Here is a 25,308-nt window from a genome sequence, read left to right on the forward strand (position 1 = left end):
TTGTTGGAAGACAAGGCGATGGTGTAAGCAAGGATAGGGACGAGTGAATAGGTTAGGGGTGTACACAAAATAGCCGATTCAAACGGTTCGGCCAGAGCGGTTTTTCGCGGCTATACGATCTAACCTGACAGGAGGAATTAGGATGGGCAGAACGGTTACGAGAAAAGAAGCCGAGAAATGGCTGGGCAAGTCGATCACGGCTTATAAAAAAGACGGTACGGTTGTTACAGGCAAACTGGTGAAAATCAGCGGCAATCGTTTGATTGTTCGCCAGGCCCCCGGTAAAAAAGTCAGAACCAAAGCGATCATCCCGCTTGTTTTGTTCGATCTGCTGGCGATCGGCACCGCTCCGTACGCCTTTGGCGGGGTTCCGTACGGTGGCGTCCCCTATGGTGGCGGAGTCCCCTATGGCGGAGGCTACCCTTACCCCTATTTCTGGTAAAACGGCTAATTGCGGCTGGGCAGCCTTTTTTCCAGCTCATAACATTGGGATAGCGGGACGTAACGCTGAGTTCGGTACCCCAACTTACGGTAAAATAGGTGGGCTCGGGTGTTGTCCCGGTCCACCATTACTTTTGCGCGCAGACAACCGCGGGAGACGGCAAAATTTTCTGCATGCGCCATCAGTGTTTTACCGTGGCGTTGCCGCTGATGAGCCGACGCTACCGCCATCATGTCAATATATAACAAATCGCCGTGAATGAGAAAATGAATAAAAGCTACCGGATCCGCTTCGTAGGTAGGGGAAGCCACCAGCGAGACGCCACGCGACAGACGCAGCGGGATATCCTTGAAGACGGCCTCGATGTCCTGTGGAGGCAGATGGGAGAAGGGGACAAGCTCTCCGCGGATCAAATCGTGGATGATGGGATCGTCCTGTTTCGGCCTTCTGTATCGAATCATGCGCGAATCTCCTCCTAACCGTGCATAATTTTAGGCGCTATCTTTTATCATATGAGAAGGAGGAGGGGAAGGGTTCCTGTCAGAAACTTTAATTCTTTAGGGTATTGACTCGTGGTGTAAACTAATCATATAATGTTTCTAAACATTTTAAGACATATCTTGCATCGGCGATGAAGAGGACGAAGCTTTAAGGGCTCTTTGCTCAGAGAGTGGGTGGATTTGCTGAGACCACCACCAAAATCCCTTAACTGCGAGCTCACCTCGGAGCTGTTTCCCTGAAAAGCTGCAAGCCATCCGCGGTGGCGCTTGCGTTTAAAGCTTATTAGGGGAAATCGTTTGGTCCTCGTTACGGACCACGAGTAAGGCGGGTCACGCTTTTACTCGTCAAGGCTTGGCACTGCGAGGTGCTAAGTGAAAATGGGTGGTACCACGGAGGATCAAACCTTTCGTCCCTCGGAGCAGGAAACTGTTCCGGCGGGCGGAAGGTTTTTTTGGTTAAATAAGAGTTTCAAAAGTCAGCTTTTCAGCACCGAGAAGGTTGGATGAAGCTAGGGAGGGAGTAGCGGAGCGTAGCTGGAGGCTACGTGAGCAACGGAGCGACCGGCTGAATTCAAGATTCGATGTCGAATCCGCTTCATGAGTTACATCGTGATCAAAAGTTGACTTTTAAACAACCTATGATAAGGAGGATGACTGATGAGCGCGCAAATTCCAGAAACGCGGTCCACAGAACAATTACGAGAAAAATGGATGAAACCGGAAGTCATTACAGGTTCGGATATCCTGCTTCGCAGCTTGCTTTTGGAAGGTGTCGAGTGCGTCTTTGGTTATCCGGGCGGAGCGGTGTTGTACATTTATGACGCGTTGTACGGATTTACCGATTTCCACCACCTGCTGACCCGACATGAGCAGGGCGCCATCCACGCGGCGGACGGGTACGCCCGAGCCACTGGCAAAGTCGGCGTATGTATCGCCACCTCCGGACCGGGAGCGACCAACACGGTGACGGGGATCGCCACGGCGTTTATGGATTCCGTTCCGCTCGTTATCATTACGGGGAACGTCGTTTCCAGCCTGATCGGAACCGATGCGTTCCAAGAGGCAGATATTACCGGCATCACGATGCCGATCACAAAACACAGTTATCTTGTTCGGAATGTTGAGGATCTGCCTCGTGTTATCCACGAAGCGTTCCACATTGCGAACACCGGTCGGAAAGGTCCGGTCCTGATCGACATTCCGAAGGACGTGTCCGCGAACAAGGCTTTGTTCGAGCCTTCCCAGACCATCAACCTGCGCGGCTACAATCCGACGGTGGTGCCGAATCGACTGCAGCTGGACAAATTGGCAGCGGCCATTCAGGAAGCCGAACGTCCGGTCATTATCGCCGGCGGCGGCGTGGTTTACTCCGGCGGACATGAGCAGCTGTTCGAATTTGTGAACAAGACGCAAATTCCGATTACGACAACGCTGCTCGGCTTGGGTGCTTTCCCAAGCGGCCACGAGCTGTGGATGGGAATGCCCGGTATGCACGGCACCTATACGGCGAACCAATCGATTCAGCAATCCGATTTGCTGATCAACATCGGGGCACGGTTCGACGACCGGGTAACCGGCAAACTGGACGGGTTTGCGCCGAAGGCCAAAATCGTGCACATCGACATCGACCCGGCGGAAATCGGCAAGAACGTTCATGCAGACATTCCGATCGTTGGCGATGTGAAAACCGTGCTGGAGATGCTGAACCCGATCGTTTCGCGGGCGGACAAAGCGGATGCATGGAGAGCGCAAATCCAACGTTCCAAAATCGAGAAGCCGCTAAGATACATCGATTCGGATACCGTTCTGAAACCGCAGTGGGTGATCGAGTTGCTCAATGACACGACAGGCGGAGAGGCGATCGTCACGACCGACGTTGGCCAGCATCAAATGTGGGCGGCGCAGTATTACAAATTTAACCAGCCTCGATCCTGGATTACCTCGGGCGGCCTCGGTACGATGGGCTTCGGATTCCCTTCGGCGATCGGCGCGCAGATGGGGCATCCCGACCGGTTAGTCATCTCGATTAATGGGGACGGCGGCATGCAGATGTGTGCCCAGGAGCTGGCGATCTGTGCCATCAACAAGATCCCGGTCAAAGTCGTCGTGATCAACAACCAAGTGCTCGGTATGGTCCGTCAATGGCAGGAATTGATCTATGACAACCGTTACAGCCATATCAATCTTGAAGGCAGTCCGGATTTCGTCAAGTTGGCCGAAGCCTATGGCGTGAAGGGTCTACGGGCAACGAACAAGGAAGAAGCCAGACGTGCATGGCAGGAAGCGCTCGACACACCGGGACCGGTTCTGGTGGAATTCGTGGTCAGCAAAGAGGAAAACGTATATCCGATGGTTACCCAAGGTTCCACCATTGATCAAATGCTGATGGGGGACAGTGAATGATGATGAAAAACCATGCGATTTCCGTATTAGTTAACGACCAGCCAGGGGTTCTCCAGCGCGTTGCCGGCCTGTTTGGCCGGCGCGGCTACAATATCGAAAGCATTACGGTGGGCCAATCCGAGGAAGAAGGCTTGTCCCGGATGATCATCGTCACCCAAGGCGATGACAAAACGCTCGAGCAAATCGAAAAACAGCTGTATAAACTGATCGATGTCATCAAAGTCGTCAATCTTAGCTCCAGACCGATGGTCGCTCGCGAGCTTGCGCTGATCAAGGTCAAGTCCGAGCCGGCGGAGCGCCCGGAAATCATGGGCGTCGTTGAAACGTTCCGCGCCGCGGTCGTCGACATCGGGACGAACACCATGATGATCCAAGTCGTCGGCGATACCGAGAAAATCGACGCCATGATCGAGCTGCTTCGTCCTTACGGCATCCGGGAGCTCTCGCGTACCGGCGTTACCGCCATGATTCGCGGGAACGCTTAAGCGCTCAAACTGTTACGTAATTTGCCGCTACCCGCGGCTTCACCCCTCCGCCAGACAACGGGCGGGTGTTTGAGGGGATCGATTTGTCAAGATGCCACTTTATCGCTTCAAGGCGTCGGTCCATTGAAACACCCGCTCGTCACAGGCGGAGGAAACCATACTTATTTTAATTAAGGGCACAGCTTGACTGTCCCGCAAATCTTAGGAGGGCATAAGAAATGGCAGTTACTTTGTACTATGAACAAGATGCAGAACTCAGCGTATTGAAAGGAAAAACGATCGCGATCATCGGTTACGGCAGCCAAGGACATGCCCATGCGCAAAACCTGCGCGAAAGCGGACTGAATGTCGTTGTCGGCCTGCGGGAAGGCAAATCCTTCAACAAAGCGAAGGAAGACGGCTTCGAAGTATTGTCCGTTGCGGAAGCGACCAAACGTGCAGATGTCGTGCAAATCCTGATGCCGGACGAGACTCAAGCTGCGGTTTACAACAGCGAAATCGCGCCTAACCTGAAAAAAGGCGCTGCATTGTTGTTCGCCCATGGCTTTAACGTGCATTTTGGTCAAATCGTTCCATCCCCGGACAACGACGTATTGCTCGTTGCTCCGAAGTCGCCGGGTCACATGGTTCGCCGTACGTATGTGGAAGGCTTTGGCGTTCCTGGTCTGATTGCTATCCATCAAGATGCTACCGGCAAAGCGAAAGAAATCGGCCTCGCTTACGCAAAAGGGATTGGCTGTACACGTGCAGGGGTTATCGAAACCTCGTTCCGTGAAGAAACCGAAACTGATTTGTTCGGTGAACAAGCTGTATTGTGCGGCGGCGTAACCGCCCTGATCAAAGCCGGCTTCGAAACGCTGGTTGAAGCGGGTTATGCTCCTGAAATGGCATACTTCGAGTGCTTGCACGAGATGAAGCTGATCGTTGACTTGATCTATGAAGGCGGCATGGCAACGATGCGTGACTCCATTTCCAATACAGCGGAGTATGGAGACTATGTAACAGGGCCTCGCGTTGTGACAGAAGAAACCAAGAAAGCGATGAAAGCTGTGCTTTCCGATATCCAACAAGGGAAATTCGCTCGCGACTTCATCTTGGAGAACCAATCGAACCGTGCGTTCCTCACGGCAACTCGCCGCAATGAAGCAAACCATCCGATCGAAGTGGTCGGCAGAGAGCTTCGCGGCTTGATGCACTGGATCAAGAAATAACGGCATATCGTTGATAAGACCCAACGTAAGATAAGAATGAACCTGAATACCCAATGCGGCCGCCCCTTTGTGTGAGCCGCATTGGAGCTTTTCGGAGGAGGTGCTTGGAATGCGCAAAATCTACATTTTCGATACGACGCTTCGGGATGGTGAGCAATCCCCTGGAGTCAACCTGAATACTCGCGAAAAGCTGGAGATCGCCTATCAGCTGGAGAAGCTTGGGGTCGACCGAATCGAAGCGGGTTTTCCCGCAGCTTCGCCCGGGGATTTGGCCGCGGTAAATGCCGTAGCGCGTGCGGTGAAGAAGTCGACGGTGATCGGCTTGTCGCGCTCGCGTACGCAGGATATCGATGCGGTCCGTGAAGCGCTGCAAGGGGCCGAGGATCCTTGCATTCATTTGTTCCTGGCTACGAGTCCGATTCACCGGAAATATAAATTGAAGATGGACAAAGATCAGGTGCTGGAAACGGCGCAGGCCGCGTTGCGGTATGCCCGCAAGTATTTTTCGAAGATCGAATTCTCCTGCGAGGATGCGGGTCGAACCGAATTGGATTTCCTGTGCGAAATGACGGCAATGGCGATTCGTGAAGGCGCATCGGTAGTGAATATTCCGGACACGGTCGGATATTTATATCCCGAGGAGTATGGCAACATCTTCCGTACGCTGAAGGAGAAGGTGCCCGGCATCGAGAAGATCCAGCTTAGCGCCCATTGCCACGATGATCTGGGTCTGGCGACTGCGAACTCGCTGGCTGCGATCTTAGGCGGCGCCGACCAAATCGAAGGGACGATCAACGGAATCGGAGAACGGGCCGGCAACACCGCGCTGGAGGAAGTGGCGTTGGCGCTGGAAACGCGCTTCGACTTCTTTGGTGCAAAAACGTCGCTCGAGCTGACGGAAATCGCCCGTACGAGCCGGCTGGTCAGCCGCTTGACCGGGATGGTGGTGCCGGGGAACAAGGCGATCGTTGGCGCGAATGCTTTTGCTCATGAATCAGGTATCCACCAAGACGGCATGCTGAAGGAGAAAACGACTTACGAAATCATGTCGCCGGAAACGATCGGGCTCAAGGAGAGCAAGCTCGTGCTGGGTAAGCATTCCGGTCGTCATGCCTTCCGCGAGAAGCTGGTGGATATGGGATATACGCTGGATGACGAGCGTTTGAACGAAGCTTTTGCCAAGTTCAAAGCGCTGGCCGACAAGAAGAAGGAAGTCACCGACGAGGACCTGCTGGCGATCGTCGAGCTGAAGCTGATCGACACGCCGGAGGAATTCCGTCTCGAGACGATTTTCGTCTCTTACGGCAACGAGGCGACCCCAGCGGCGAAGATCCGTCTGGTCACGCTTGCTGGCGATATTATCGAGAAGGAAGCCGAAGGCAACGGTTCGGTTGACGCGATTTATAACGCGATTGACCTGGCTTCCGGCGAAGAGGTCAAACTGGCCGATTACTCGATCAAATCGGTGAGCCATGGTAAGGACGCCCAAGGGGAAGTCCACGTCGTGTTGACTCAAAACGGCGTATCCGTGCAGGGCCGCGGCGTCAGCACCGACATCTTGGAAGCGAGTGCTCGCGCTTATGTCGATGCCCTCAACCGGTTGATTGAGAAGAGAAACTCGAACTCTGCGATTCGGGCATAACCGAACCGGGAGACGGCTGCGGCGGAGCTGATTCATTCAGCTCCGCTGTTTTTTTGCCTGCTTATAGTTAATACCTATGACCTTAATAGATTCTATATCTTTGTTTATCCTAACCCGGTGTGTTACAACAGAAGAAGAGGATGTTCACGAAAGGGAGCTGGAAGCAATGGCAGAAGTCAAAAAAATCGCGGTGATCGCGGGCGACGGCATCGGACCGGAAGTGGTAGCCGAAGCGGAGAAAGTGTTGAAACGGACGGAGGAGCTGTTCGGGTACAAGTTTGAAACGGAACATGCATTGTTCGGCGGCATCGCTATCGACGAGAAGGGGACACCACTTCCACAAGAAACGCTGGAGGTGTGCCAAAAGGCCGACGCCGTATTGCTCGGGGCCGTAGGCGGTCCGAAATGGGACAACAATCCGAAGGAACTACGCCCGGAGACCGGATTGCTGGGCATCCGTAAAGCGCTAGGCCTGTTCTCGAACCTGCGTCCGGCGGTCGTGTTCGACTGTCTCAAGGATGCTTCAACGCTTAAACCGGAAGTGCTTGAAGGTACGGATCTCATCGTCGTGCGCGAGCTGACCGGCGGCATTTATTTCGGCGAGAAGTACCGCCGCGATACGGAGCAAGGTCAGGAAGCCGTTGATACGTGCGCGTACAACGTCAGCGAAGTCGAACGTATCGTTCGCCAAGCGTTTGAGATCGCTCAGAAGCGCCGCAAGAAGCTGGCTTCGGTCGATAAAGCCAACGTGTTGGAGACCTCACGGTTGTGGCGCGAAGTTGTGAACCGGGTCGCACCGGATTATCCGGATGTAGAACTGGAGCACGTCCTTGTCGATAACTGCGCGATGCAGCTGCTCCGCCGTCCGGCCAGCTTCGACGTCATCGTGACGGAGAACATGTTTGGCGACATTCTGAGCGACGAAGCGGCTATGCTTACCGGCTCGATCGGAATGCTGTCCTCGGCTTCCCTGGGTGAAGGCAGCTTCGGGTTATACGAGCCCGTTCACGGTTCCGCGCCGGACATCGCCGGTCAGAATCTGGCTAACCCGATCGCGACAATCTTGTCCGTAGCGTTGATGTTCCGTATGACCTTCGGTTATGCGGATGCCGCTGACGCGATCGAAGCCGCTGTTGCCGACGTACTGAATGCCGGTCACCGCACCGGCGATATCGCCGTCGACAAGAGCCAAGCGGTCGGTACGAAGGAAATGGGCGATTTGATCGTTGCTGCAATCAAGAAGTAATGCACAGCGAGCAAGAAAATTGACTTTGAAGATGGCCGATGTTACCATGTGATAAAGATAAGAAGATGGACCCCCGATTTGAGCAAAGCTCAAATCGGGGGTTTTTTGCCCAGTAGCAACGCCTGTAGGGGAGTGGCTGGAATCCCAGGATTTACATTCTGTACGCAGGAATTTGAAGCAAGCCTCACGAATAAATTAGTTGAAATCCCGGCCTGGGAGGGCAGGGAGGCGTTAATGAACCGAACGCGAGAAAGGGTGAAGGGGAATGAGTTTTTGCTGCGGAGCCAGCATGCTGGGAACAAAGGGGACTTTAAAGCATTATCGTACGCAGGTACATAATGTACCCCTGTTGTTTTGCCCGGTGTGCCATCGGGTTGAGGTTCATTATAAAGTGGAGAATGAATACGAAATTCTAGCGGAATACGCGCATGGCGACGGAGTTTCGGAAATTGATTTTCAGGATTTTGTGATGGAAGACGATGAGTCCATTTTTGGGAACTGCGTCAATCGGGAGGATGAAGATCCCCTGGTGATCGTGCAAAGCCAAATCGATATTTCCTTGGACCTTCTGTCCGTAGCCAAACAAATCGGCGATGAGAAATGGACGGAGGAGCTCAAAAAAAGGCTGGCGGTCATGAGCCGACGTAGAGCTCGGCTTCAACACAACAATAGTTGAATGAACAGAAATAGTCTTCCGGAAGGGAGGCTATTTTTACTTTTTTAGGACTATGGTAGTCGTTTTGCGTTCATCCAACTTTTTTCGACAGTATCTCTGATTGACGGTATTTGGAAAACTTGACTATGATTGAAACAGGTGGCTTTTGACTTATCTGATCTGTTTTGTGGACATGCATCCATCGTCTTTGTACGAATAAGCCATAGATCGCATCGAAAGTTGAGTGAAACGCGCCGAGTCAGGGTAAGTTCTTCTAGGTAGTGATCGTATGATCATTTGAGTAAAGGGGGAACCACACTTGTTGAGTGAATTTCAAGAGACATTGCTCCAGTCCGTCAAAGCATACCAATCGACCCAACTCGTTAAAAACAAGTATGAGAACGTACTCCAACACCTGGACAGCGGAATTATGCTGTTTGACAGCGATGGGGTTCTGACCTTTATCAATGTACAGATGGCCAAGCTGCTCGAAATGCCACGCCAATCCCTGATCGGCTGTAACTTGCTTCAGATGCTGCGGCATCCACATCTCAACCAATTTAAGAAGCGCAAGATTTTGCGTATTTACCGGGAGACGATTTTTCACCGAAAAAAGTACCATGAGTTAATCGACGAATACGGCCGGCATTGGCTCATCACGGTCACGTACGGGGATCAAATGGATGGAGACTTTCTGCTGAGCGTCAAGGACGTTTCCGATTTCAAGCGGATCGAACAAACGGCCTATCAGAACGATAAGCTGGCGATGCTCGGGAAGATCTCGGCGGCGATTGCCCATGAAATTCGGAATCCGCTTACCGCCATCCGCGGGTTCATTCAGCTGCTTCGGCCTCATTTGCTCCAGTTGGGCAAAGATGAGTACGCTCGAATTATTTTGACGGAAATCGACCGGGCCAACGACATTATTCACGAATTTCTCAATTCATCGAAGCCATCCGCCCCGCAGAAATCGACGGTCAGCGTTTCTTCTCTGCTGAAAGAGGTCGTTCTCCTCACGGAAAGCGAGGCGCTGATGAAGGGGTGCCAAATGATCCTTCACGAGCCGATGGAGGAGTTGCTTGTTTCCATCGATGTCAAGCAAATTAAGCAGGTGCTGCTGAACATTATCAAGAATGCCATGGACGCGATCGCCGAGGTAGGCGGTGACCACCAAGGGGTGATTGATGTCCGTGCGGAGATGGAAGGCAAATCGGTGAATATCTCGGTGCAGGATAACGGCGGCGGGATGGACAAGGGAATGCTAAGCCGATTGTTTGATCCATTTTTTACGACGAAGGAGAAGGGAACCGGATTGGGATTATCGGTGAGTTACCGAATCATCCGGAATCATCGAGGAAATATATCCGTGGATAGCTTAAAAGGAGCGGGAACGATCTTTGTCATCTCGCTCCCGCTGGCCTTGTAGTTTTATTCATTTTGAGGGCCCTTGGCCGGAGAAACCGAAGAGGACGCCGCGTGACTTTCGCAAGCCGCAGAACAGGATTTCTGCAGTGAGCAGGAGGCGCAGGCGCCTTTTTTGCTTTTCTTGAAGCCGCGGTATAACGCAAAGGCAGCGTAGCCGAAAATGGCGGCGACGATCACAATATCGATCATGATGGATTGCTCCTTTCGTTTTCAGATCCATTCCTTAAGCCAGACCAAAACCTAGTCGCAATCCGACTTGATAAATGAGAAGGGATACGAGATAGGCAAGCGTCAACGAATAGGCGATTGAAAAGAACGTCCATTTCCAAGAAGCCGTTTCTTTGCGAAGGACGCCCACCGTCGCAAGGCACGGGGTGTAGAGCAGAACGAAGGCCATAAAGCTGTAGGCCTGAAGCCCTGTGAAGGATGCGGCAATTTGGCCTTGCAGGCCGGTCATATCCGGCGCATGGTAGATGATGTTCATGGTCGACACCACGACCTCTTTGGCCATAAAACCGGTAATTAAAGCGGCTCCGGATTGCCAGGTGCCGAAGCCTAACGGCTGCAAGACAGACGAGAACAAACCGCCGATCGCAGCCAGGAAGCTGTCATCCATATTATCCGCCACACCGCCCGGACCGAGGTACGTAAGCAGCCATATCAGCACCGAACCGCCAAGAATGAAGGTACCGGCTTTGCGCAGGAAGCCTTTGCCTTTCTCCCAGGTACTGCGGAACAGGGTTACGCTTTGCGGCATACGGTAAGGCGGGAGTTCTACCATAAAAAAGGAACGTTCGTTTTTAAACAGGAACAGCGAGAAGACTTTGGCCAGCACAAGCGCCAGCACGATGCCAAGCATATACAAGGAAAAGACGATCAGTCCTTGCGACTCGGCGAAAAAGATACCGGCAAACAAAGCGTAAACCGGCAGCCGCGCAGAGCAGGACATCAGCGGAATCAGCAGCATGGTCAACATCCGCTCCTTTGGCTGCTCGATGCTGCGAGAAGCCATGACGGCCGGGACGTTGCAGCCGAAGCCTAAGATAAACGGGATTAACGCTTTGCCGTTTAAGCCGACGATTTCCATCAGTTTATCCATCATGACGGTGATCCGGGCCATATAACCGGAGTCCTCGATGAAAGAGATGATCAGGAACATAATGAAAATCTGCGGGATAAATACCAACACGCCGCCGACACCGCCGATGATACCGTCGATGATTAGCGCATGCGTGAAGCTTGAAGCCCCTACATTCGTCAGCAGACTCTCCGCGCCGCCAGTCAGCGGTCCGGTTATGAAACCGTCGAGCAGGTCCGAGAGCGGGTTGCCGAGCCAGTCGAACGTGAGCTGGAAGGTAAGAAACATGAAGGCCATAAACATCGGGATACCGAGAACCGGATGGGTGACGATACGATCGATGCGTTCGGTCATCGTATGGGGTTTCTTCTGGGAGGCGTCGACCGCCTCGCTGCAGATTGCTTGAATGCGCTCGATACGGACGGTGCGGATGTGCTCTTCTACGGAAGAGTCGAACCCGTCTGCACCCAACTGCTTCTCCGCTTCAGCCCGGATCGCCTTCAGCTTGTTCAGATTGGTCTGAGGCGGGAGCACAGCGATCACCGCTGGATTATCTTCAAGCACCTGTAAGGCGATCCAGCGCAAGCCCGGTCGCCCTTGCTCCCAGCCGGCGGCAAGCTCCCGGGAGATGTCGCGGATGGCCCGTTCGATCGCTTCGCCATAATGAATGGCAAAATGCGGGACGTCCGCCTCTCCGGGATGCTGTTGTTCAATCGCCCGCAATAGCTCTTTGCTGCCTTTCCCTGTGCGGGCGATCAGGGGGAGAACCGGAGTTCCGAGCCGGGCTGACAGCTTCTCCGGATCGACCTGAAGCCCGCTAGCTTTGGCGACATCGATCATATTTAGCCCAATGATCACCGGTTTACCATATTCGAGAAGTTGCAGCGTCAGATAAAGGTTGCGTTCCAGATTTGAGGCGTCAACGATGTTCACCAGCACCGAAGGGGACTCCACAGCCAAGTATTCCGCCGCAACGCCTTCGTCACGGGAGAGGGGGCGGAGGGTGTAGATTCCGGGCAGATCGGTCAGTTGGCCGGCTTTTCCTCGCAGTTGCCCCACCTTTTTCTCAACCGTCACGCCAGCCCAGTTGCCGACATATTCGTAGGAGCTGGTTAAGGTGTTAAAGAGCGAGGTTTTCCCGGTATTCGGGTTCCCGATCAAAGCAGCATTGTTCATGAGACCGCCACCTCGATATGTGCGGCTTCCTTCTGGCGGATGCCCAGTAGTTGACCGGCGCATTCCAAAGTGACCGGACCGCCCCAGAGGCAGTAACGCTTCACTACTACGTGAGTCCCCTCTCGAATCCCGAGATCGGCGAGGCGCCGTTTCAGGACAGGGTCCATATTTCCGATTTGCGTGATGGCACAAGAGGTTCCGGGCTTCAATCCAAGCAGGCAGCATCGACAGGTTGTCATGGGATTTTCTCTCCTTATCCTGATCAAATGGATCATTTGTAACGTCATGTATGTAAGCCGAAGACGGCTTTAAGTTCTAGTTGAACGACTGGTATTGAGAATCAATCTCAATTGAATTCAAATGTAATATATCATGCACAGGCAAACTGCACTGTGATTTACTTCATATCGATTCTATGCCGATTATGCATCTTTAAACTACACTTCGTGATTCAAAGATGACTTTTCGAACAACCGATATAATGAAAGATCGAAAAGTCAGGTTTGAAGCACCGAGAAGGTTGGATGAAGGTAGGGATTGAGTAGCGGAGCGTAGGCGAACCTACGTGAGCAACGGAAATCCCGGCTGAATTCAAGATTCGATGCCGACAAACTTCTTGATCTACTTCGTGATTCAAAGATGACTTTTCGAACAACCGATATAATGAAAGATCGAAAAGTCAGGTTTGAAGCACCGAGAAGGTTGGATGAAGGTAGGGATTGAGTAGCGGAGCGTAGGCGAACCTACGTGAGCAACGGAAATCCCGGCTGAATTCAAGATTCGATGCCGACAAACTTCTTGATCTACTTCGTGATTCAAAGATGACTTTTCGAACAACCTTTAGTAAGATGGATAGTAAAACGATGGAGAGGAATATGCGGGTATGAAAGCCAACCAATGCAAAATCGTCGATTGCACCATACGTGACGGAGGACTGGTGAATAACTGGGACTTCAGCGTAGAATTTGTCCAAAAATTGTACGCAGGCTTAAACGAGGCAGGCGTGGATTATATGGAAATCGGCTACAAAAACTCGCCCAAGCTGCTGAAAGGCGCTGATGAAGCCGGCCCTTGGCGGTTTCTGGACGACGATTTCCTGCGCAAGGTAATTCCTCAAAAAGGAACGACGAAACTATCCGCGCTGGTCGACATCGGTCGGGTGGATGAAAACGATATTTTACCGCGCAGCGAAAGCTTGCTCGATTTGATTCGGGTCGCTTGCTACATTAAAGATGTTGATAAGGCATTGCAATTGGTTCAATTGTTCCATGACCGAGGTTACGAGACCACGCTGAACATTATGGCGTTGTCTAATGTAATGGAGAACGAGCTGCTGGAAGCGTTCGAGATGATTAAGGAGAGCGTCGTTGACGTTGTCTACATCGTCGATTCGTACGGAAGTCTCGACTATAAAGACATGGAGTATTTGGTCAATAAGTTCAAAACTCATCTTCCGGGTAAACGCTTAGGTGTGCATACCCATAACAACATGCAGCTGGCGTTCTCCAATACGCTGGTGGCTGCCGATCACGGAGTAGAGCTGCTGGACGCTTCCGTGTACGGCATGGGGCGCGCGGCCGGCAACTGCCCAACCGAATTGCTTGTAACTCATCTGAAGAACACGAGTTACAAGTTGCGCCCTATTCTGGAAGTTTTGGAAGAACTGCTGATTCCGCTTCGTGAAAAAGAGGAGTGGGGGTATTTGATCCCATACATGATCACCGGGACGCTTGACGAGCATCCACGCTCCGCGATGGCGCTTCGGGCATCAGAGGACAAGGATAAGGCCGTCGATTTTTACGATAAGCTGACGACGCCTGAGACGACGGTAAATCGGACAAAAAAATAAGGATATTAAGCCCGGCGCCTCGCCGGGCTTCTTTTTTCATCGACAAATTTGGGGAAAAGGCAGGAAATAAGCGGAATATGTTGAATTAGTAGTTTCATGACGGAAGACAGAACTTACCTCCGGAGGTTGATACGCATTGAGGATTAGGGCAGAGGAACAAACGACAATCATCCAAGGGGTAATCGGGTTGGCGGCAATGGTCGGGGTGGTCCGGCTGTCGGCGGGGAACGATTTTCCGCCAGGAACGGACACGCTCATTCAAACGATGCATCTCCTGGCCGGTTTGATGTGCCTGGCTGTTTCGTTTGCCATATTTGCACAGGGATGGATTCTGTTCATCGACAAACTTTCCAAGCAGCGGCTATACACGGCCGTTTTATTTACAATGATCGGGATCTTGGATATTCTGTACGCCGCTTCGTACGGTGACATCATGCTGCTCGGCTTTAAACCGGGCGGAAGCCTGGCGACCTGGTTTTTGGCGATCTCACATACGCTGGGGGCGCTCGGGATGCTGCGGATTTTTGCCACGGAGGATCAGCAGGTGAACGGACGCCAGAAAATCGTCATGTTTACGGGAGCAGGCCTGTTAACCCTGGTGGGGTTGTTGGGATTAAACCGGTACCAAAGCAGCCTCCCTCGCTGTTCAATCTAGAGATTGGGCAGTTCATCCTGCGAGCTGGTATTCCGTTATTGTACATCATCGCCGCTATAGCGGTCCTATACCGGCATCGATCAGAGCGTCCGCCGGCAATTATGACGGTAACCCGAGCGCTGTTGTTCATGGCGATGGGGCATGTTCTTCTGACCTCCCCACCGGGGCAGGGCGGAGATTTGGCGCAGGCGGCGGGCCAATGGTTTATGAGCATTTCTTATTATTTCGTCCTTAAAGGCGTCTACCGGCTGACGATTGAAGAGCCGATGCGCGGCAAGCAGCTGGCGGAAGCCCAAATGAAGCATATGGCTTACCACGATGATTTAACCGGTCTGCCGAACCTGCGGCAAATGAAAGAGCAGTTGGGCGAATTGCTTGCGTTTTCTCAAGCTTGTACCGGCGTTGCGGTGATTAATATTGACCGGTTTAAGGCGATTAACGATTCCTTGGGCTACAGTGCGGGAGATAAGCTGTTGACCGAGCTGGGAAGTCGATTGTCGGCGCTAGGGGGAACGCAGCGGCGAGTGTACCGAATGGGCGAAGACGAATTTGCCGTGATCTTTCCAGAACTGCCGGATGATGCGGCGGCCGAGGAGCGGGCCAAGGAGCTGTTAGCTTCTGTAGATCCGGCGGTGCTGATCGATGATACTGAATATCATATTTCACTAAGCATGGGCTTATCCGTATTCCCGGATGACGGGGATTCGGTGAACCAGATGATTCAATATGCGGATATGGCAGTTCATCATGCCAAGGAACAAGGCGTGGACTTTATGCGGTATCATGCGGCCATGAAGCAACGTACCCAATCCAAGGTGGAATTGGAGAACGATATGCGTAAGGCGCTGGAGCGGGAGGAGTTCTTCCTGGAGTTTCAGCCGCAGATCAGTTTGAATACAGGCAAAATGGTCGGGATGGAGGCGCTGGTCCGTTGGAACCATCCGAAGCGGGGGCTTTTGCCGCCAAGCGAATTCATACCGCTAGCCGAGGAGAGCGGCCTCATCGTTCCGCTCGGAGAATGGGTGCTGAAAACGGCTTGTCTGCACAATAAAAAATGGCAGTTGGACGGCTTTGAACCGGTTTGCGTATCCGTCAACTTATCGATGCGACAGTTCCGGCAATATAATTTGGCTGAGCACGTGGACGCGATCTTACGCGAGGTCGGGTTAGACCCTCGTTACCTGGAGCTTGAAGTAACGGAAAGTATGACGTACGATATTGAAACCGCCCTGGATCAGCTTCATCGCTTGAAGCGTTTGGGAATACATATCAGTATCGATGATTTTGGCACAGGCTATAGTTCCCTTTATTATTTGAAAAGCCTGCCGATCGACCGCTTGAAAATCGACCGTGCCTTCGTAAAAGAAGTCATGTACGACGGGAATGACGCGGCCATCGTCTCCACCATTACCACCATGGCTCATCACTTAAAGCTGAAAGTGACGGCTGAAGGCGTGGAGAACGAGGAGCAGTTGGAGTTCCTCAAGCTCCAGCGATGCCACGAAGGACAAGGATATCTGTTTAGCAAGCCGGTACCTGCCGGCGTGCTGGAAAGCGAGTTCCTTAGCCGGCTTGCCGGCTAAGGTTTTTTTGTCTTGTAGGGCTTCGCGGAATAGATTCCTCAGAAGGTTTCCAGGAATTCCCGCTTGCTTCGCCTCCCGAAACGTGGTATATTAATTTTTGCCTTCCCAAAAGGGGCCTGCATTTACATCGGGACGTAGCTCAGCTTGGTAGAGCACCTGGTTTGGGACCAGGGGGTCGCATGTTCGAATCGTGTCGTCCCGATCTTTCATGATTCTTAATCTATAGCAGGTCATATGCGGGTGTAGTTCAATGGTAGAACTCCAGCCTTCCAAGCTGGTAGCGTGGGTTCGATTCCCATCACCCGCTCCATAATGAAGAAGTCGAAATCCTTACTCTGGTAAGGATTTTTTTGCGTATTAAAGAAGAAATAGAGGTCCCTCAAAATTTAAATACACAATTTTTAATATATGTGATTTAAATCACATATATAGTGAAAAAAATCACATATAATAAAGACATCAAAGATGATCATCCGAAAAACAAAATCGAACGACAAACCAAAGGAGTGGGAATCATGTTTAACAATTTCCTTAGAACAAACAAAGTGGCAATGTGGCTCTTGACCGTCATCCGCGTTTACCTCGGCTATCAATGGATCGAAGCCGGCTATCATAAACTGACCGGCGGCTTCGACGCCGCAGGCTTCCTGACCGGAGCGATTGCGAACAGCACCGGTGACCATCCCGCCGTGCAAGGCTGGTGGGCGACCTTCCTGCAACACTTCGCCCTGCCGAACGTCGACCTCTTCAACGTGATGGTGCCTTACGGCGAATTCCTGGTCGGCATCGGGCTCATTCTCGGTACCTTCACCACCTTCGCCGCGTTGATGGGCTTCGTGATGAACGCCGCGTTCCTCTTCTCGGGTACGGTAAGCACCAACGCGCAAATGTTGATTCTTGAAGTACTGGTCCTCGTCGCCGCCGCCAACGCCGGCAAAATCGGCCTCGACACCTACGTACTTCCTTACCTCCGCAAGCTGTTCCATAAGAAAGACGATGCCGGTACGCAAACCCCGGCGCCTAAACAACCGCTGAACGTAAAACGCACGGCGTAACGAACAGTAACCAATCAGAAGGGCTCTCCTTGAGAGCTCTTCTTTTTGTTAATATGACATTGATATGTCTCATTTCTCGGGTATACTGATTTCAAAGGAGAGGGTACACGTGCAGATGAACCGGCTGTTCCAGATCGTATATTTGTTGCTGGAGCGCAAAACGATGACCGCCGCCGAACTGGCGCAGCGGTTCGAAGTATCCACCCGTACGATCTACCGCGACATCGATACGTTAAGCGGTGCGGGCATCCCGGTATACGCCAGCAAAGGAAAAGGCGGAGGAATCGGCTTGCTGCCCGACTTTGTGCTAAATAAATCGCTGCTGTCCGAAGACGAACAGAAGGAAATCCTGTTTGGTCTGCAGAGCCTGGAAGCGACGAACGCCCTGCAAACGAGCCAGGTGTTGTCCAAATTGAGCACTCTTTTTCGAAAGGACGAGGTCCATTGGATCGACGTCGATTTCTCCGGCTGGAACAGTGGGGAGGTGGAGCGCAGCAAATTTGGACAGTTGAAGACGGCCATTCTGGAGCAGAGGGTTGTGAAATTCGTTTACTATAGCTCTTACGGCAAGCGGACGGAGCGGCAAGTCGAGCCGATGAAGCTGCAGTTTAAGAACCGCTCGTGGTACTTGCAGTGCTATTGCCTGCAGAGCCGGGAATTACGCACGTTTAAAATCAGCCGGATTGAGGAGCTTGAGACCACCGATAGGTTGTATGAACTCCGGCGGGATATTCAACTAATGCCTGTGGATATCGCCGCGTCGGACGATCATTTCACCTATGTCGACCTTGAGCTCTTGTTTCCGCCGCATCTAGCATACAGAATCTTTGATGAGTTTGAGCGGACCCGCATTCGCAAGCAGGAGGACGGCCATTACCTCGTTACGGCCAGCTACCCGGAGGATGATTGGGTATATGGCTATCTGCTGTCTTTTGGCGAGGACGTTAAAGTCCTCTCACCGTCACATATCCGGGATATTTTAGGAAGCAAAGCAAAGAAAATAGCCGAAATGTATTCCGATCCTTCTTAATATGACAGACAGATGTCAAATTCACCTTGCTACAATGAGGGCATCTTAAGAAGGAGGGATTGATTATGAATATGAATCAGATGGGGAACGAAACGTTCTGCCAAAGCTGCGGGATGCCGCTCTCGAACGAAGAATTGCTGGGAACAAACGGGGATGGCAGCAAACATCAGGAGTATTGCGTTTATTGCTATGACGGTGGACAGTTTACGAGCGAGGTCACGATGGAGGAAATGATAGAGCAATGCTTGAAGTATGGCGGGGATTCCGGCATGTTTGCGGATAAAGCCAAGGCTAAGGAGACTATGTTGGCTTGGTTCCCGACGCTGAAGCGCTGGAAGCAAGACTAGGATGGAGCGTGGGATCATGGTAGATAAGCTGGATTTCAAAAAGAAATACAAGGACCTGTATCTACCGGGGACAGATCCGGTATTGGTTGAGGTGCCGCCGATGCGGTTCCTCATGGTGGACGGTAAAGGTGATCCCGATGGAGAGAGCTATCCATTGGCTGTGCAGAAGTTATACACCTTATCGTATGGAATCAAAATGAGCAAAATGGGAGAAGACAAGCCGACCGGATACTTCGAATATGTCGTTCCTCCGCTGGAGGGATTATGGGATTCGGAAGAGGTCGGGTTTGATCCGAATCGGGACAAGTGGGTTTGGACCTCGATGATCCGGCAGCCCGATTTTGTTACTGAGGAACTGCTTTACCGGGTGAAGGAACGGACGGCAAAGAAGAAACCCGAGCTCGATTTGAATGACGTAAGATTAGCCGTCTTCGAGGAGGGGCTTTGCGTCCAAATGATGCATATCGGCCCTTTTAAGACCGAACCGGAATCGGTGGCCCGGATGACTTCGTTTCTTGAGGCGAATGGTTTAACCGAGAATTTCAATGACCTTCGCAAACATCACGAAATCTATTTGTCGGACCCGCGTAAAACCGCGCCGGAGAAGCTGAAAACCGTGCTGAGGCATCCGGTAAAGCGGCTATAGCTTTATCGCCGCCTTGCCTATTCGGTTTGGCCCGGGAGGATGGTTTTCACCCGGCCCACCTGACCGTCCTGCAACCGGACCTTGATGCCATGCGGATGGGTAGCGGAATTGGTCAGGATATCCTTGACCACGCCGCGGGTCAGCTTGCCGGTGGGCTGATCTTTTTTTAATACGATGTCCACGGTGAGGCCAGGCGCGATGTTCTTTCGTTCGTTGCCGTTCATAAGTGTGTTCCTCCTTGGCGTTTAGGTTGATGATCCAAATAACCTCTTTAAGATACCATAATTTCACGGCGGCTTGCCAACGGCAGCCGGTTTAGCATATAATAGCAGATAATTATGACATGAAATGCGTTGATGAAGAAGAGTAAGCAGAGAACCGACCAACAGGGAAGGGACGCCAAAGATTGAGAGCGTCGCTAGGGAGACGGTGCTGCTGAAGTTCGCTTCGGAGCAGTTCCTTGAACTGTCGCTGCAAACGGTAACGCCGCAAGGTTTATCGGGCTGGTCGGCACATTAGGGGATACCGGTTACGAGCCGTTATTTCGTTCAAGTGAGAGCGGCGTACAATCTATGTGCCTTGAAGCTGAGGAAGGTTATGCGGCGCGCTAACAAGGGTGGTACCACGGTCTTTTCGTCCCTTACGGGAGAGAAGGCCTTTTTATTTTGTCTTTAAAGGCATAACATTTTTAGGAGGAGCTATTCATGAAAGAACGTCTTGAAGCACTTAAAGCAGAGGCGCTCAAAGAGCTGGCGGGAACAACGGACGCTGGGCATTTGAACGACCTGCGGGTCAAATATTTGGGCAAAAAGGGTGCGTTGACCGAAATTCTGCGCGGGATGGGAGCTTTAAGCGCGGAGGAGCGTCCGGTGATCGGCCAAGTAGGTAATGAGGTAAGAGGCGCCATCGAAGCGGTGATCGAAGAGAAGCAGTCCTTCTTCCAGCGTCAAGAGACCGAAGCGCGGCTGGCTGCCGAGAAAGTGGACGTGACGCTGCCCGGCCGTCCGCTCAAGCAAGGGAGCATTCATCCACTCAACCAGGTGATCCAGGAGATCGAGGATATTTTCATCGGCATGGGTTATCGGATTGCGGAAGGCCCCGAGGTGGAAACCGACTACCACAATTTCGAAGCGCTGAATTTGCCGAAGGACCATCCGGCCCGCGATATGCAGGACTCTTTCTACCTGACAGAGGAGCTGTTGATGCGCACGCAAACGTCACCGGTGCAGGTACGGACGATGGAAGCGATGCAAGGCGAGGTGCCGGTCAAGATTATTTGCCCGGGACGCGTATTCCGGCGGGACGACGACGATGCGACCCACTCGTTCCAGTTCCATCAAATCGAAGGGCTGGTTGTTGGGAAAAGAATCCGGATGAGCGACCTGAAGGGTACCTTATTGGAGTTCACACGCAAAATGTTCGGACCAAACACACAAATCCGTCTGCGTCCAAGCTTCTTCCCGTTCACCGAGCCAAGCGTCGAAGTTGACGTGACATGCATGAAATGCGGCGGCGACGGCTGCCGGGTGTGCAAACAGTCCGGCTGGCTGGAGATTCTCGGCAGCGGGATGGTGCATCCGCGCGTGCTGGAGATGAGCGGCTACGATCCCGAGGAATACAGCGGCTTCGCGTTTGGGATGGGCGTAGAACGGATCGCCATGCTGAAGTACGGCGTCGACGATATCCGCTACTTCTACAATAACGATCTGCGTTTCCTGCAGCAGTTTGCCAGAGTTTAATTTATCGTAAAGAGGGAAGGGAACTGACAATGAAAGTATCAACCGAATGGTTGTCCGACTATATTTCCCTGGACGGGGTTAACATTGAAGAGCTGGCTGAGCAAATCACCCGTTCCGGGATCGAAATCGATTCGATCGAGAACCGTAATCAAGGCGTCACCAATGTCGTGATTGGTTTTGTAAAGAGCAAAGAGAAGCATCCTGATGCCGACAAGCTGAACATTTGCCTTGTCGACGCCGGGCAGGAGGAAGAGCTGCAAATCGTTTGCGGCGCGAAGAACGTAGCCGCTGGCCAGAAGGTCCCCGTAGCTCTGGTTGGCGCGAAGCTGCCGGGCGGGCTGGAAATCAAGAAAGCCAAGCTGCGCGGCGTTTTGTCGCAAGGGATGATCTGTTCGGCCAAGGAGCTTGGTATGAACGACAAGCTGTTGCCGAAGGAACAGCAGGAGGGCATTCTCGTGTTGCCCGAGGACGCGGAGATCGGCGCACCGATCACTGGCCTGCTGGGTTTGGACGACAAGGTGCTGGACTTTGACCTCACGCCGAACCGTTCCGACTGCTTGAGCATGCTCGGGGCCGCTTATGAAGTTGGGGCGATTTTGAGCCGCGACGTGAAGCTGCCGCAGCCGGAGCTTGCTGGCTCAGGCGAATCGGCCAAGGAGCGGATTCAAGTGAAGATTGACGCGCCTGAACTGTGCAGTCGTTATGCGGTGCGCTACATCGCTGGCGTGAAGATCGGCCCTTCGCCGCTTTGGATGCAAAATCGGCTGATGGCGGCGGGGATTCGTCCGATCAGCAACATCGTCGACATCACGAACTACGTGATGCTCGAGTATGGGCAACCGCTGCACGCGTTCGATGCCGACAAGATTGCGGGCGGTACGCTCGGTGTACGCCAGGCTAAAGCCGGCGAGAAGCTGGTGACGCTGGACGGCCAGGAGCGTGAGTTGGAAGCAGGCGCCTTGTTGATCGTAGACGGTGAGGATCGTCCGGTTGCTTTGGCCGGCGTGATGGGCGGACTGGATACGGAAGTGACGGATCAAACGGTCAATATCGTGCTGGAATCGGCGAAATTCGCCGGTGGGAGCGTCCGCAGAACATCGCGGATATTGGGGCTTCGCTCGGAGGCTTCGCAGCGATTCGAGAAAGAGGTGGATCCGGCGGCCGTTCTCCCGGCACTGGATCGTGCGGCTGCGCTGATGGCTGCCCATGCCGGAGGCCATGTGGCCCAAGGAATCGTGGAAGTCGTTCATCGCGAGCCAGAAGAGAAGGTCATCGCCCTATCCCTTGCAAAGCTGAACGATTACCTGGGCACGAGCATCTCCTCGCTGGAAGCCAAAGCCATTTTGACCCGACTTCGCTTCGAAAGCGCAGGCTCCGAAGAGGTGATCGAGGTTCGCGTGCCGACACGCCGTGGCGATATTACGCGCGACGTTGATTTGATCGAAGAGGTGGCTCGGCTGTACGGCTACGACAACATTCCGACGACGATGATCGAAGGAGTCACAACGGTCGGCGGCTATACGAAGCCGCAGGCGTTGCGCCGTACCATTCGCGGTCTGCTCGGACATGGCGGATGGCAGGAAGTGATGGGCTACTCCTTCATCCGTGAAGGTGCGAGCGCGAGCTTCCCGCAACTAGGTGAAGGGGATCGGGAAATCCGATTGGCCATGCCGATGAGCGAGGACCGCAGCGTGCTGCGCGGCAGCCTCCTTCCGGGGATGATCGACATCGCTGTCTATAATCGCAACCGCAAGCAGGACAATCTGGCGTTGTTTGAAATCGGCGGTGTTTTTGGGACTTCGGAAGAGAAACTGACCCAACAGCCAAGCGAGCTGCCTGTGCTTTCTTTGCTGCTGACAGGCGATCGGGCGGAGAAACGATGGAATGCACCGGCGGAGAAAGTCGATTTCTTTGACCTCAAAGGCACGCTGGAGAGCCTGCTCCAATACCTCGGCTTAGCTGATCGAGTTTCGTTTGAAGCGGATCGACCGCAAGGCTACCATCCGGGCCGTTCGGCTTCGGTCTTCTTGAACGGGACAGCCGGGAAGGAGCGTATCGGGACGCTGGGTCAGCTTCATCCGGAGCTGCAGCGTGAGATGGATCTCGACGATACCTATGTTGCAGAGCTCCGGCTTGAACCGCTGTACCGTTATGCCGGCGAAGCTTACGTCTATCAAGAGCTGCCACGTTATCCGGCAATGCAGCGCGACATCGCCGTCGTCGTCGGCTCTGAAGTGGAATCGGGTTCGTTGATCGGGGTGATCCGCGAAACGGCGGGCGAGCTGCTGGAGTCGGTGGAGGTATTCGATGTGTTTACCGGATCCAAATTAGGCGAAGGGAAGAAGAGCGTGGCTTTATCGCTCGTGTATCGTCACATGGAACGGACGCTGACAGACGAAGAAGTGGCAGCGGTTCACGACCGGGTGGTCGATGGATTGTCGCAAACTTTTGCGGCTGAGCTTAGAAAATAGCAGGAATTACGCGAAGTCACATCGAATCATTTGAAAGACGACCGATTCGATGTGACTTTCGTGTAATTTTCAGCATCTTAGAGACGACACACAGGACCGAAGGAGGCACATAGCGTTGAATAACCAAGGCCGAATTAGCGTAAACGTGGAAATCTACGGAACTTCCTATAAAATCGTCGGCAGCAGCTCGGAGTATATGAAACAGGTGGCGCGCCGCGTGGATGAACATATGCGCAGCATCTCCCAGGCCTACCCCCATTTGGACACGCCGCGGCTAGCCGTACTGGCGGCAGTGCGCATGGCCGAGGAAGCGATCCGGGTGGACCAGCTGCAGAACGATTTGCAGAACGCCAAACAGGAAAAAACGGTGCTGCTTCAGGAAAATTCCGTCCTGCAGGATTTACATGCGAAACAGGAAAACATGTATAAGGCATTGCAGGAGGAACAGCAACAGCTAAAGAACGAAAAACGCGAGCTTGCTGGACAAACGGAAAAGCTGGAAGCTTCTTTGCTGGGGCAGGAGGAGGAATCCCGCAAGCTGCGTACCCGGTTGCAGGAGCTGGAGCGCCAATTGACGGAGCAGCGTGGCAGCAACTCGCAGCTCCAGACCAAACTGCGCCAGGTCGAGCAACAGACGGCGAAGGAGAAGGAGGAAGCCGCTAAGCTGCAGAAGCAGGTGAGCGAGTTGCAGCGGCGGGAGCAAGACGCCAAGGCGGCCGAGCAGCGGGCGCTGCAGCAAAGCGGCAAACTTCAGGAGCAGACGAAGCAGCTTCAGGGTTCGCTCCAGACCGCGGAAGCGGAGACGAAGCAGCTGCAGCAGAAGCTTCAGGAAGCCAAGGAGCGGGAGGATAAGCTCCGGGCCGATGTATCTGCGGCGCAGCAGAACGAGAAGTCGTGGCAGAAGCTGGCCGAGAAACGCAACGAGGAATTAAGTCGCGTGGAAATCAGCTTGCTCGAGGCCGCCGACAAGAGCGAACGGCTCGCCGAGCAGCAGGCAGTCGAAGCAAGCCGGCTGGAGGAAGCAAGAGGGGAGCTACAGGCCGAGCGAGACCGGGCCAACGCATTGGCCGCTGAGCTGGATTCGTTGCGTTCCCGATTGGAGCGGGCCTCCGATGAGCGGGAACAAGCCCGTCTTGCGGTAGAGACCGCCGGAGAAGAGAAGCGGCAGCTGGAGCAAGAACGGGACGAGTTGACTCTGCGATTGCAGGAGCTCGAAGACGGTCGCAAGACGGTTGCTGAGTTGGAAGCCGAGCTGGATCGCTACCGCGAGGCAGCGGAGAAGCGGGAACAGGAGTGGCGGAAGCAGTGGGCTTCGGCCGAACGCGAGCTCAGCTCCTGGCGCGAGAAGGAAGCCGAGCTCCAGCGGCAGCTGGAAGAATGGCAACAGGAAAGCGCAGCCGGCAGCGAACGGGTATTGACGATGGCCGGCGATGTAGAGGCCATCGAGGAAGATAAACGCCGATTAGCGGAGCAACTGCAGGAGGTCACGGACAGCTATGAGCTGATTTCCCATCAATTCCGTCTCCTACAGCTCGAACGGGAGAAAGAGCAGGAGCAGCAGGCTGAGCGGGACGAGGAATATCGACGCCTGAAGGACGATTATGCGAAGCTCCAATCGGAATATAACGAATGGATTGAATTGCTTGAACAGGATCCATCGTAAACATGGT

The 25,308-nt window shown here is 53.2% G+C and carries 23 protein-coding genes and 2 tRNA genes; 20 read left to right on the forward strand and 5 right to left on the reverse strand.

Annotation, left to right across the window (positions count from 1 at the left end):
* Positions 1-142 precede the first annotated feature (142 nt).
* Positions 143-442 carry a hypothetical protein gene (locus MKZ15_RS06935; protein ID WP_339820895.1) on the forward strand — a complete coding sequence of 100 codons (300 nt, stop codon included), beginning with the start codon at positions 143-145 and terminating at the stop codon, positions 440-442.
* 5 nt (positions 443-447) lie between these two features.
* Here MKZ15_RS06935 and MKZ15_RS06940 read toward each other — a convergent pair whose 3' ends face one another.
* Positions 448-903, reverse strand: coding sequence for a GNAT family N-acetyltransferase (locus MKZ15_RS06940; protein WP_155607526.1), 456 nt, complete (start codon positions 901-903; stop codon positions 448-450).
* 696 nt (positions 904-1,599) lie between these two features.
* On the opposite strand from MKZ15_RS06940, the gene ilvB reads away from it, so the two are divergent.
* The 7 genes from ilvB to MKZ15_RS06975 all read left to right on the forward strand — a co-directional run bounded on the left by ilvB (position 1,600) and on the right by MKZ15_RS06975 (position 10,010).
* A complete protein-coding gene (gene ilvB, locus MKZ15_RS06945) occupies positions 1,600-3,345 on the forward strand; it encodes a biosynthetic-type acetolactate synthase large subunit (protein ID WP_155607525.1) in 1,746 nt (581 codons plus the stop codon).
* Positions 3,342-3,830 (forward strand): acetolactate synthase small subunit, encoded by a 489-nt coding sequence (gene ilvN, locus MKZ15_RS06950; RefSeq protein WP_339820898.1) that lies wholly within the window; start codon positions 3,342-3,344, stop codon positions 3,828-3,830. Before ilvB ends, ilvN begins: the two co-directional genes overlap by 4 nt.
* A 218-nt stretch (positions 3,831-4,048) precedes the next feature.
* The gene (gene ilvC, locus MKZ15_RS06955) at positions 4,049-5,041 is read left to right on the forward strand and encodes a ketol-acid reductoisomerase (RefSeq protein ID WP_155607524.1); all 993 of its coding nucleotides are present in this window, start codon (positions 4,049-4,051) and stop codon (positions 5,039-5,041) included.
* Positions 5,042-5,150: 109 nt separating this feature from the next.
* Positions 5,151-6,683 carry a 2-isopropylmalate synthase gene (locus tag MKZ15_RS06960; RefSeq protein WP_339820900.1) on the forward strand — a complete coding sequence of 511 codons (1,533 nt, stop codon included), beginning with the start codon at positions 5,151-5,153 and terminating at the stop codon, positions 6,681-6,683.
* A 166-nt stretch (positions 6,684-6,849) separates the two neighbouring features.
* A complete protein-coding gene (leuB, locus tag MKZ15_RS06965; protein ID WP_339820902.1) occupies positions 6,850-7,929 on the forward strand; it encodes a 3-isopropylmalate dehydrogenase in 1,080 nt (359 codons plus the stop codon).
* A gap of 265 nt (positions 7,930-8,194) precedes the next feature.
* The gene (locus tag MKZ15_RS06970; protein ID WP_155607521.1) at positions 8,195-8,605 is read left to right on the forward strand and encodes a hypothetical protein; all 411 of its coding nucleotides are present in this window, start codon (positions 8,195-8,197) and stop codon (positions 8,603-8,605) included.
* 298 nt (positions 8,606-8,903) lie between these two features.
* On the forward strand, positions 8,904-10,010 hold the full coding sequence (locus MKZ15_RS06975; protein ID WP_155607520.1) for an ATP-binding protein: 1,107 nt from the start codon (positions 8,904-8,906) through the stop codon (positions 10,008-10,010).
* A 2-nt stretch (positions 10,011-10,012) separates the two neighbouring features.
* Here MKZ15_RS06975 and MKZ15_RS06980 read toward each other — a convergent pair whose 3' ends face one another.
* The 3 genes from MKZ15_RS06980 to MKZ15_RS06990 are packed head-to-tail and all read right to left on the reverse strand — an operon-like array spanning position 10,013 to position 12,502.
* Positions 10,013-10,201, reverse strand: a complete 189-nt coding sequence (locus MKZ15_RS06980) for a FeoB-associated Cys-rich membrane protein (protein WP_193415810.1) — start codon at positions 10,199-10,201, stop codon at positions 10,013-10,015.
* A 31-nt stretch (positions 10,202-10,232) separates the two neighbouring features.
* Entirely contained in the window at positions 10,233-12,263 is a 2,031-nt protein-coding gene (feoB, locus tag MKZ15_RS06985) for a ferrous iron transport protein B (protein ID WP_155607518.1), read from the reverse strand.
* Positions 12,260-12,502, reverse strand: coding sequence for a FeoA family protein (locus MKZ15_RS06990; protein WP_155607517.1), 243 nt, complete (start codon positions 12,500-12,502; stop codon positions 12,260-12,262). The genes feoB and MKZ15_RS06990 overlap by 4 nt, the downstream gene beginning before the upstream one ends.
* Positions 12,503-13,146: 644 nt before the next feature.
* On the opposite strand from MKZ15_RS06990, the gene MKZ15_RS06995 reads away from it, so the two are divergent.
* The 9 genes from MKZ15_RS06995 (at position 13,147) to MKZ15_RS07035 (ending at position 19,428) form a co-directional block, all read left to right on the forward strand.
* The gene (locus tag MKZ15_RS06995) at positions 13,147-14,112 is read left to right on the forward strand and encodes an aldolase catalytic domain-containing protein (protein WP_155607516.1); all 966 of its coding nucleotides are present in this window, start codon (positions 13,147-13,149) and stop codon (positions 14,110-14,112) included.
* 136 nt (positions 14,113-14,248) lie between these two features.
* Positions 14,249-14,767 carry an MASE3 domain-containing protein gene (locus tag MKZ15_RS07000; protein ID WP_339820909.1) on the forward strand — a complete coding sequence of 173 codons (519 nt, stop codon included), beginning with the start codon at positions 14,249-14,251 and terminating at the stop codon, positions 14,765-14,767.
* 38 nt (positions 14,768-14,805) lie between these two features.
* On the forward strand, positions 14,806-16,350 hold the full coding sequence (locus tag MKZ15_RS07005; RefSeq protein ID WP_339820912.1) for an EAL domain-containing protein: 1,545 nt from the start codon (positions 14,806-14,808) through the stop codon (positions 16,348-16,350).
* 128 nt (positions 16,351-16,478) lie between these two features.
* Positions 16,479-16,552, forward strand: a tRNA-Pro gene (locus MKZ15_RS07010).
* 34 nt (positions 16,553-16,586) lie between these two features.
* Positions 16,587-16,660 (forward strand) — tRNA-Gly (locus tag MKZ15_RS07015).
* A 205-nt stretch (positions 16,661-16,865) separates the two neighbouring features.
* Positions 16,866-17,405 carry a DoxX family protein gene (locus MKZ15_RS07020; protein WP_339820914.1) on the forward strand — a complete coding sequence of 180 codons (540 nt, stop codon included), beginning with the start codon at positions 16,866-16,868 and terminating at the stop codon, positions 17,403-17,405.
* A 115-nt stretch (positions 17,406-17,520) separates the two neighbouring features.
* Positions 17,521-18,435 (forward strand): YafY family protein, encoded by a 915-nt coding sequence (locus MKZ15_RS07025; protein WP_239484053.1) that lies wholly within the window; start codon positions 17,521-17,523, stop codon positions 18,433-18,435.
* A gap of 65 nt (positions 18,436-18,500) precedes the next feature.
* Positions 18,501-18,782 (forward strand): zinc ribbon domain-containing protein, encoded by a 282-nt coding sequence (locus tag MKZ15_RS07030; protein WP_239484046.1) that lies wholly within the window; start codon positions 18,501-18,503, stop codon positions 18,780-18,782.
* Positions 18,783-18,795: 13 nt separating this feature from the next.
* Complete coding sequence (locus MKZ15_RS07035; protein ID WP_339822330.1) at positions 18,796-19,428, forward strand: GyrI-like domain-containing protein; 633 nt, start codon at positions 18,796-18,798, stop codon at positions 19,426-19,428.
* 17 nt (positions 19,429-19,445) lie between these two features.
* On the opposite strand, the gene MKZ15_RS07040 is transcribed toward MKZ15_RS07035, so the two are convergent.
* Positions 19,446-19,652: a YwbE family protein gene (locus MKZ15_RS07040; protein WP_155607054.1), complete on the reverse strand. Its 207-nt coding sequence runs from the start codon at positions 19,650-19,652 to the stop codon at positions 19,446-19,448.
* Positions 19,653-20,132: 480 nt separating this feature from the next.
* Here MKZ15_RS07040 and pheS point away from each other — a divergent pair, with 480 nt between their 5' ends.
* From pheS to zapA, 3 genes are all read left to right on the forward strand, one after another.
* The gene (pheS, locus tag MKZ15_RS07045; protein WP_155607055.1) at positions 20,133-21,167 is read left to right on the forward strand and encodes a phenylalanine--tRNA ligase subunit alpha; all 1,035 of its coding nucleotides are present in this window, start codon (positions 20,133-20,135) and stop codon (positions 21,165-21,167) included.
* A 29-nt stretch (positions 21,168-21,196) separates the two neighbouring features.
* Positions 21,197-23,638, forward strand: a complete 2,442-nt coding sequence (gene pheT / locus MKZ15_RS07050) for a phenylalanine--tRNA ligase subunit beta (RefSeq protein ID WP_339820919.1) — start codon at positions 21,197-21,199, stop codon at positions 23,636-23,638.
* Positions 23,639-23,753: 115 nt separating this feature from the next.
* Positions 23,754-25,301 carry a cell division protein ZapA gene (gene zapA / locus MKZ15_RS07055; protein ID WP_339820922.1) on the forward strand — a complete coding sequence of 516 codons (1,548 nt, stop codon included), beginning with the start codon at positions 23,754-23,756 and terminating at the stop codon, positions 25,299-25,301.
* The last annotated feature ends 7 nt before the right edge of the window (positions 25,302-25,308 follow it).

The organism is Paenibacillus sp. FSL R7-0216 (assembly GCF_037969915.1).
In the GTDB taxonomy this organism is placed as follows: domain Bacteria; phylum Bacillota; class Bacilli; order Paenibacillales; family Paenibacillaceae; genus Fontibacillus; species Fontibacillus rhizolycopersici.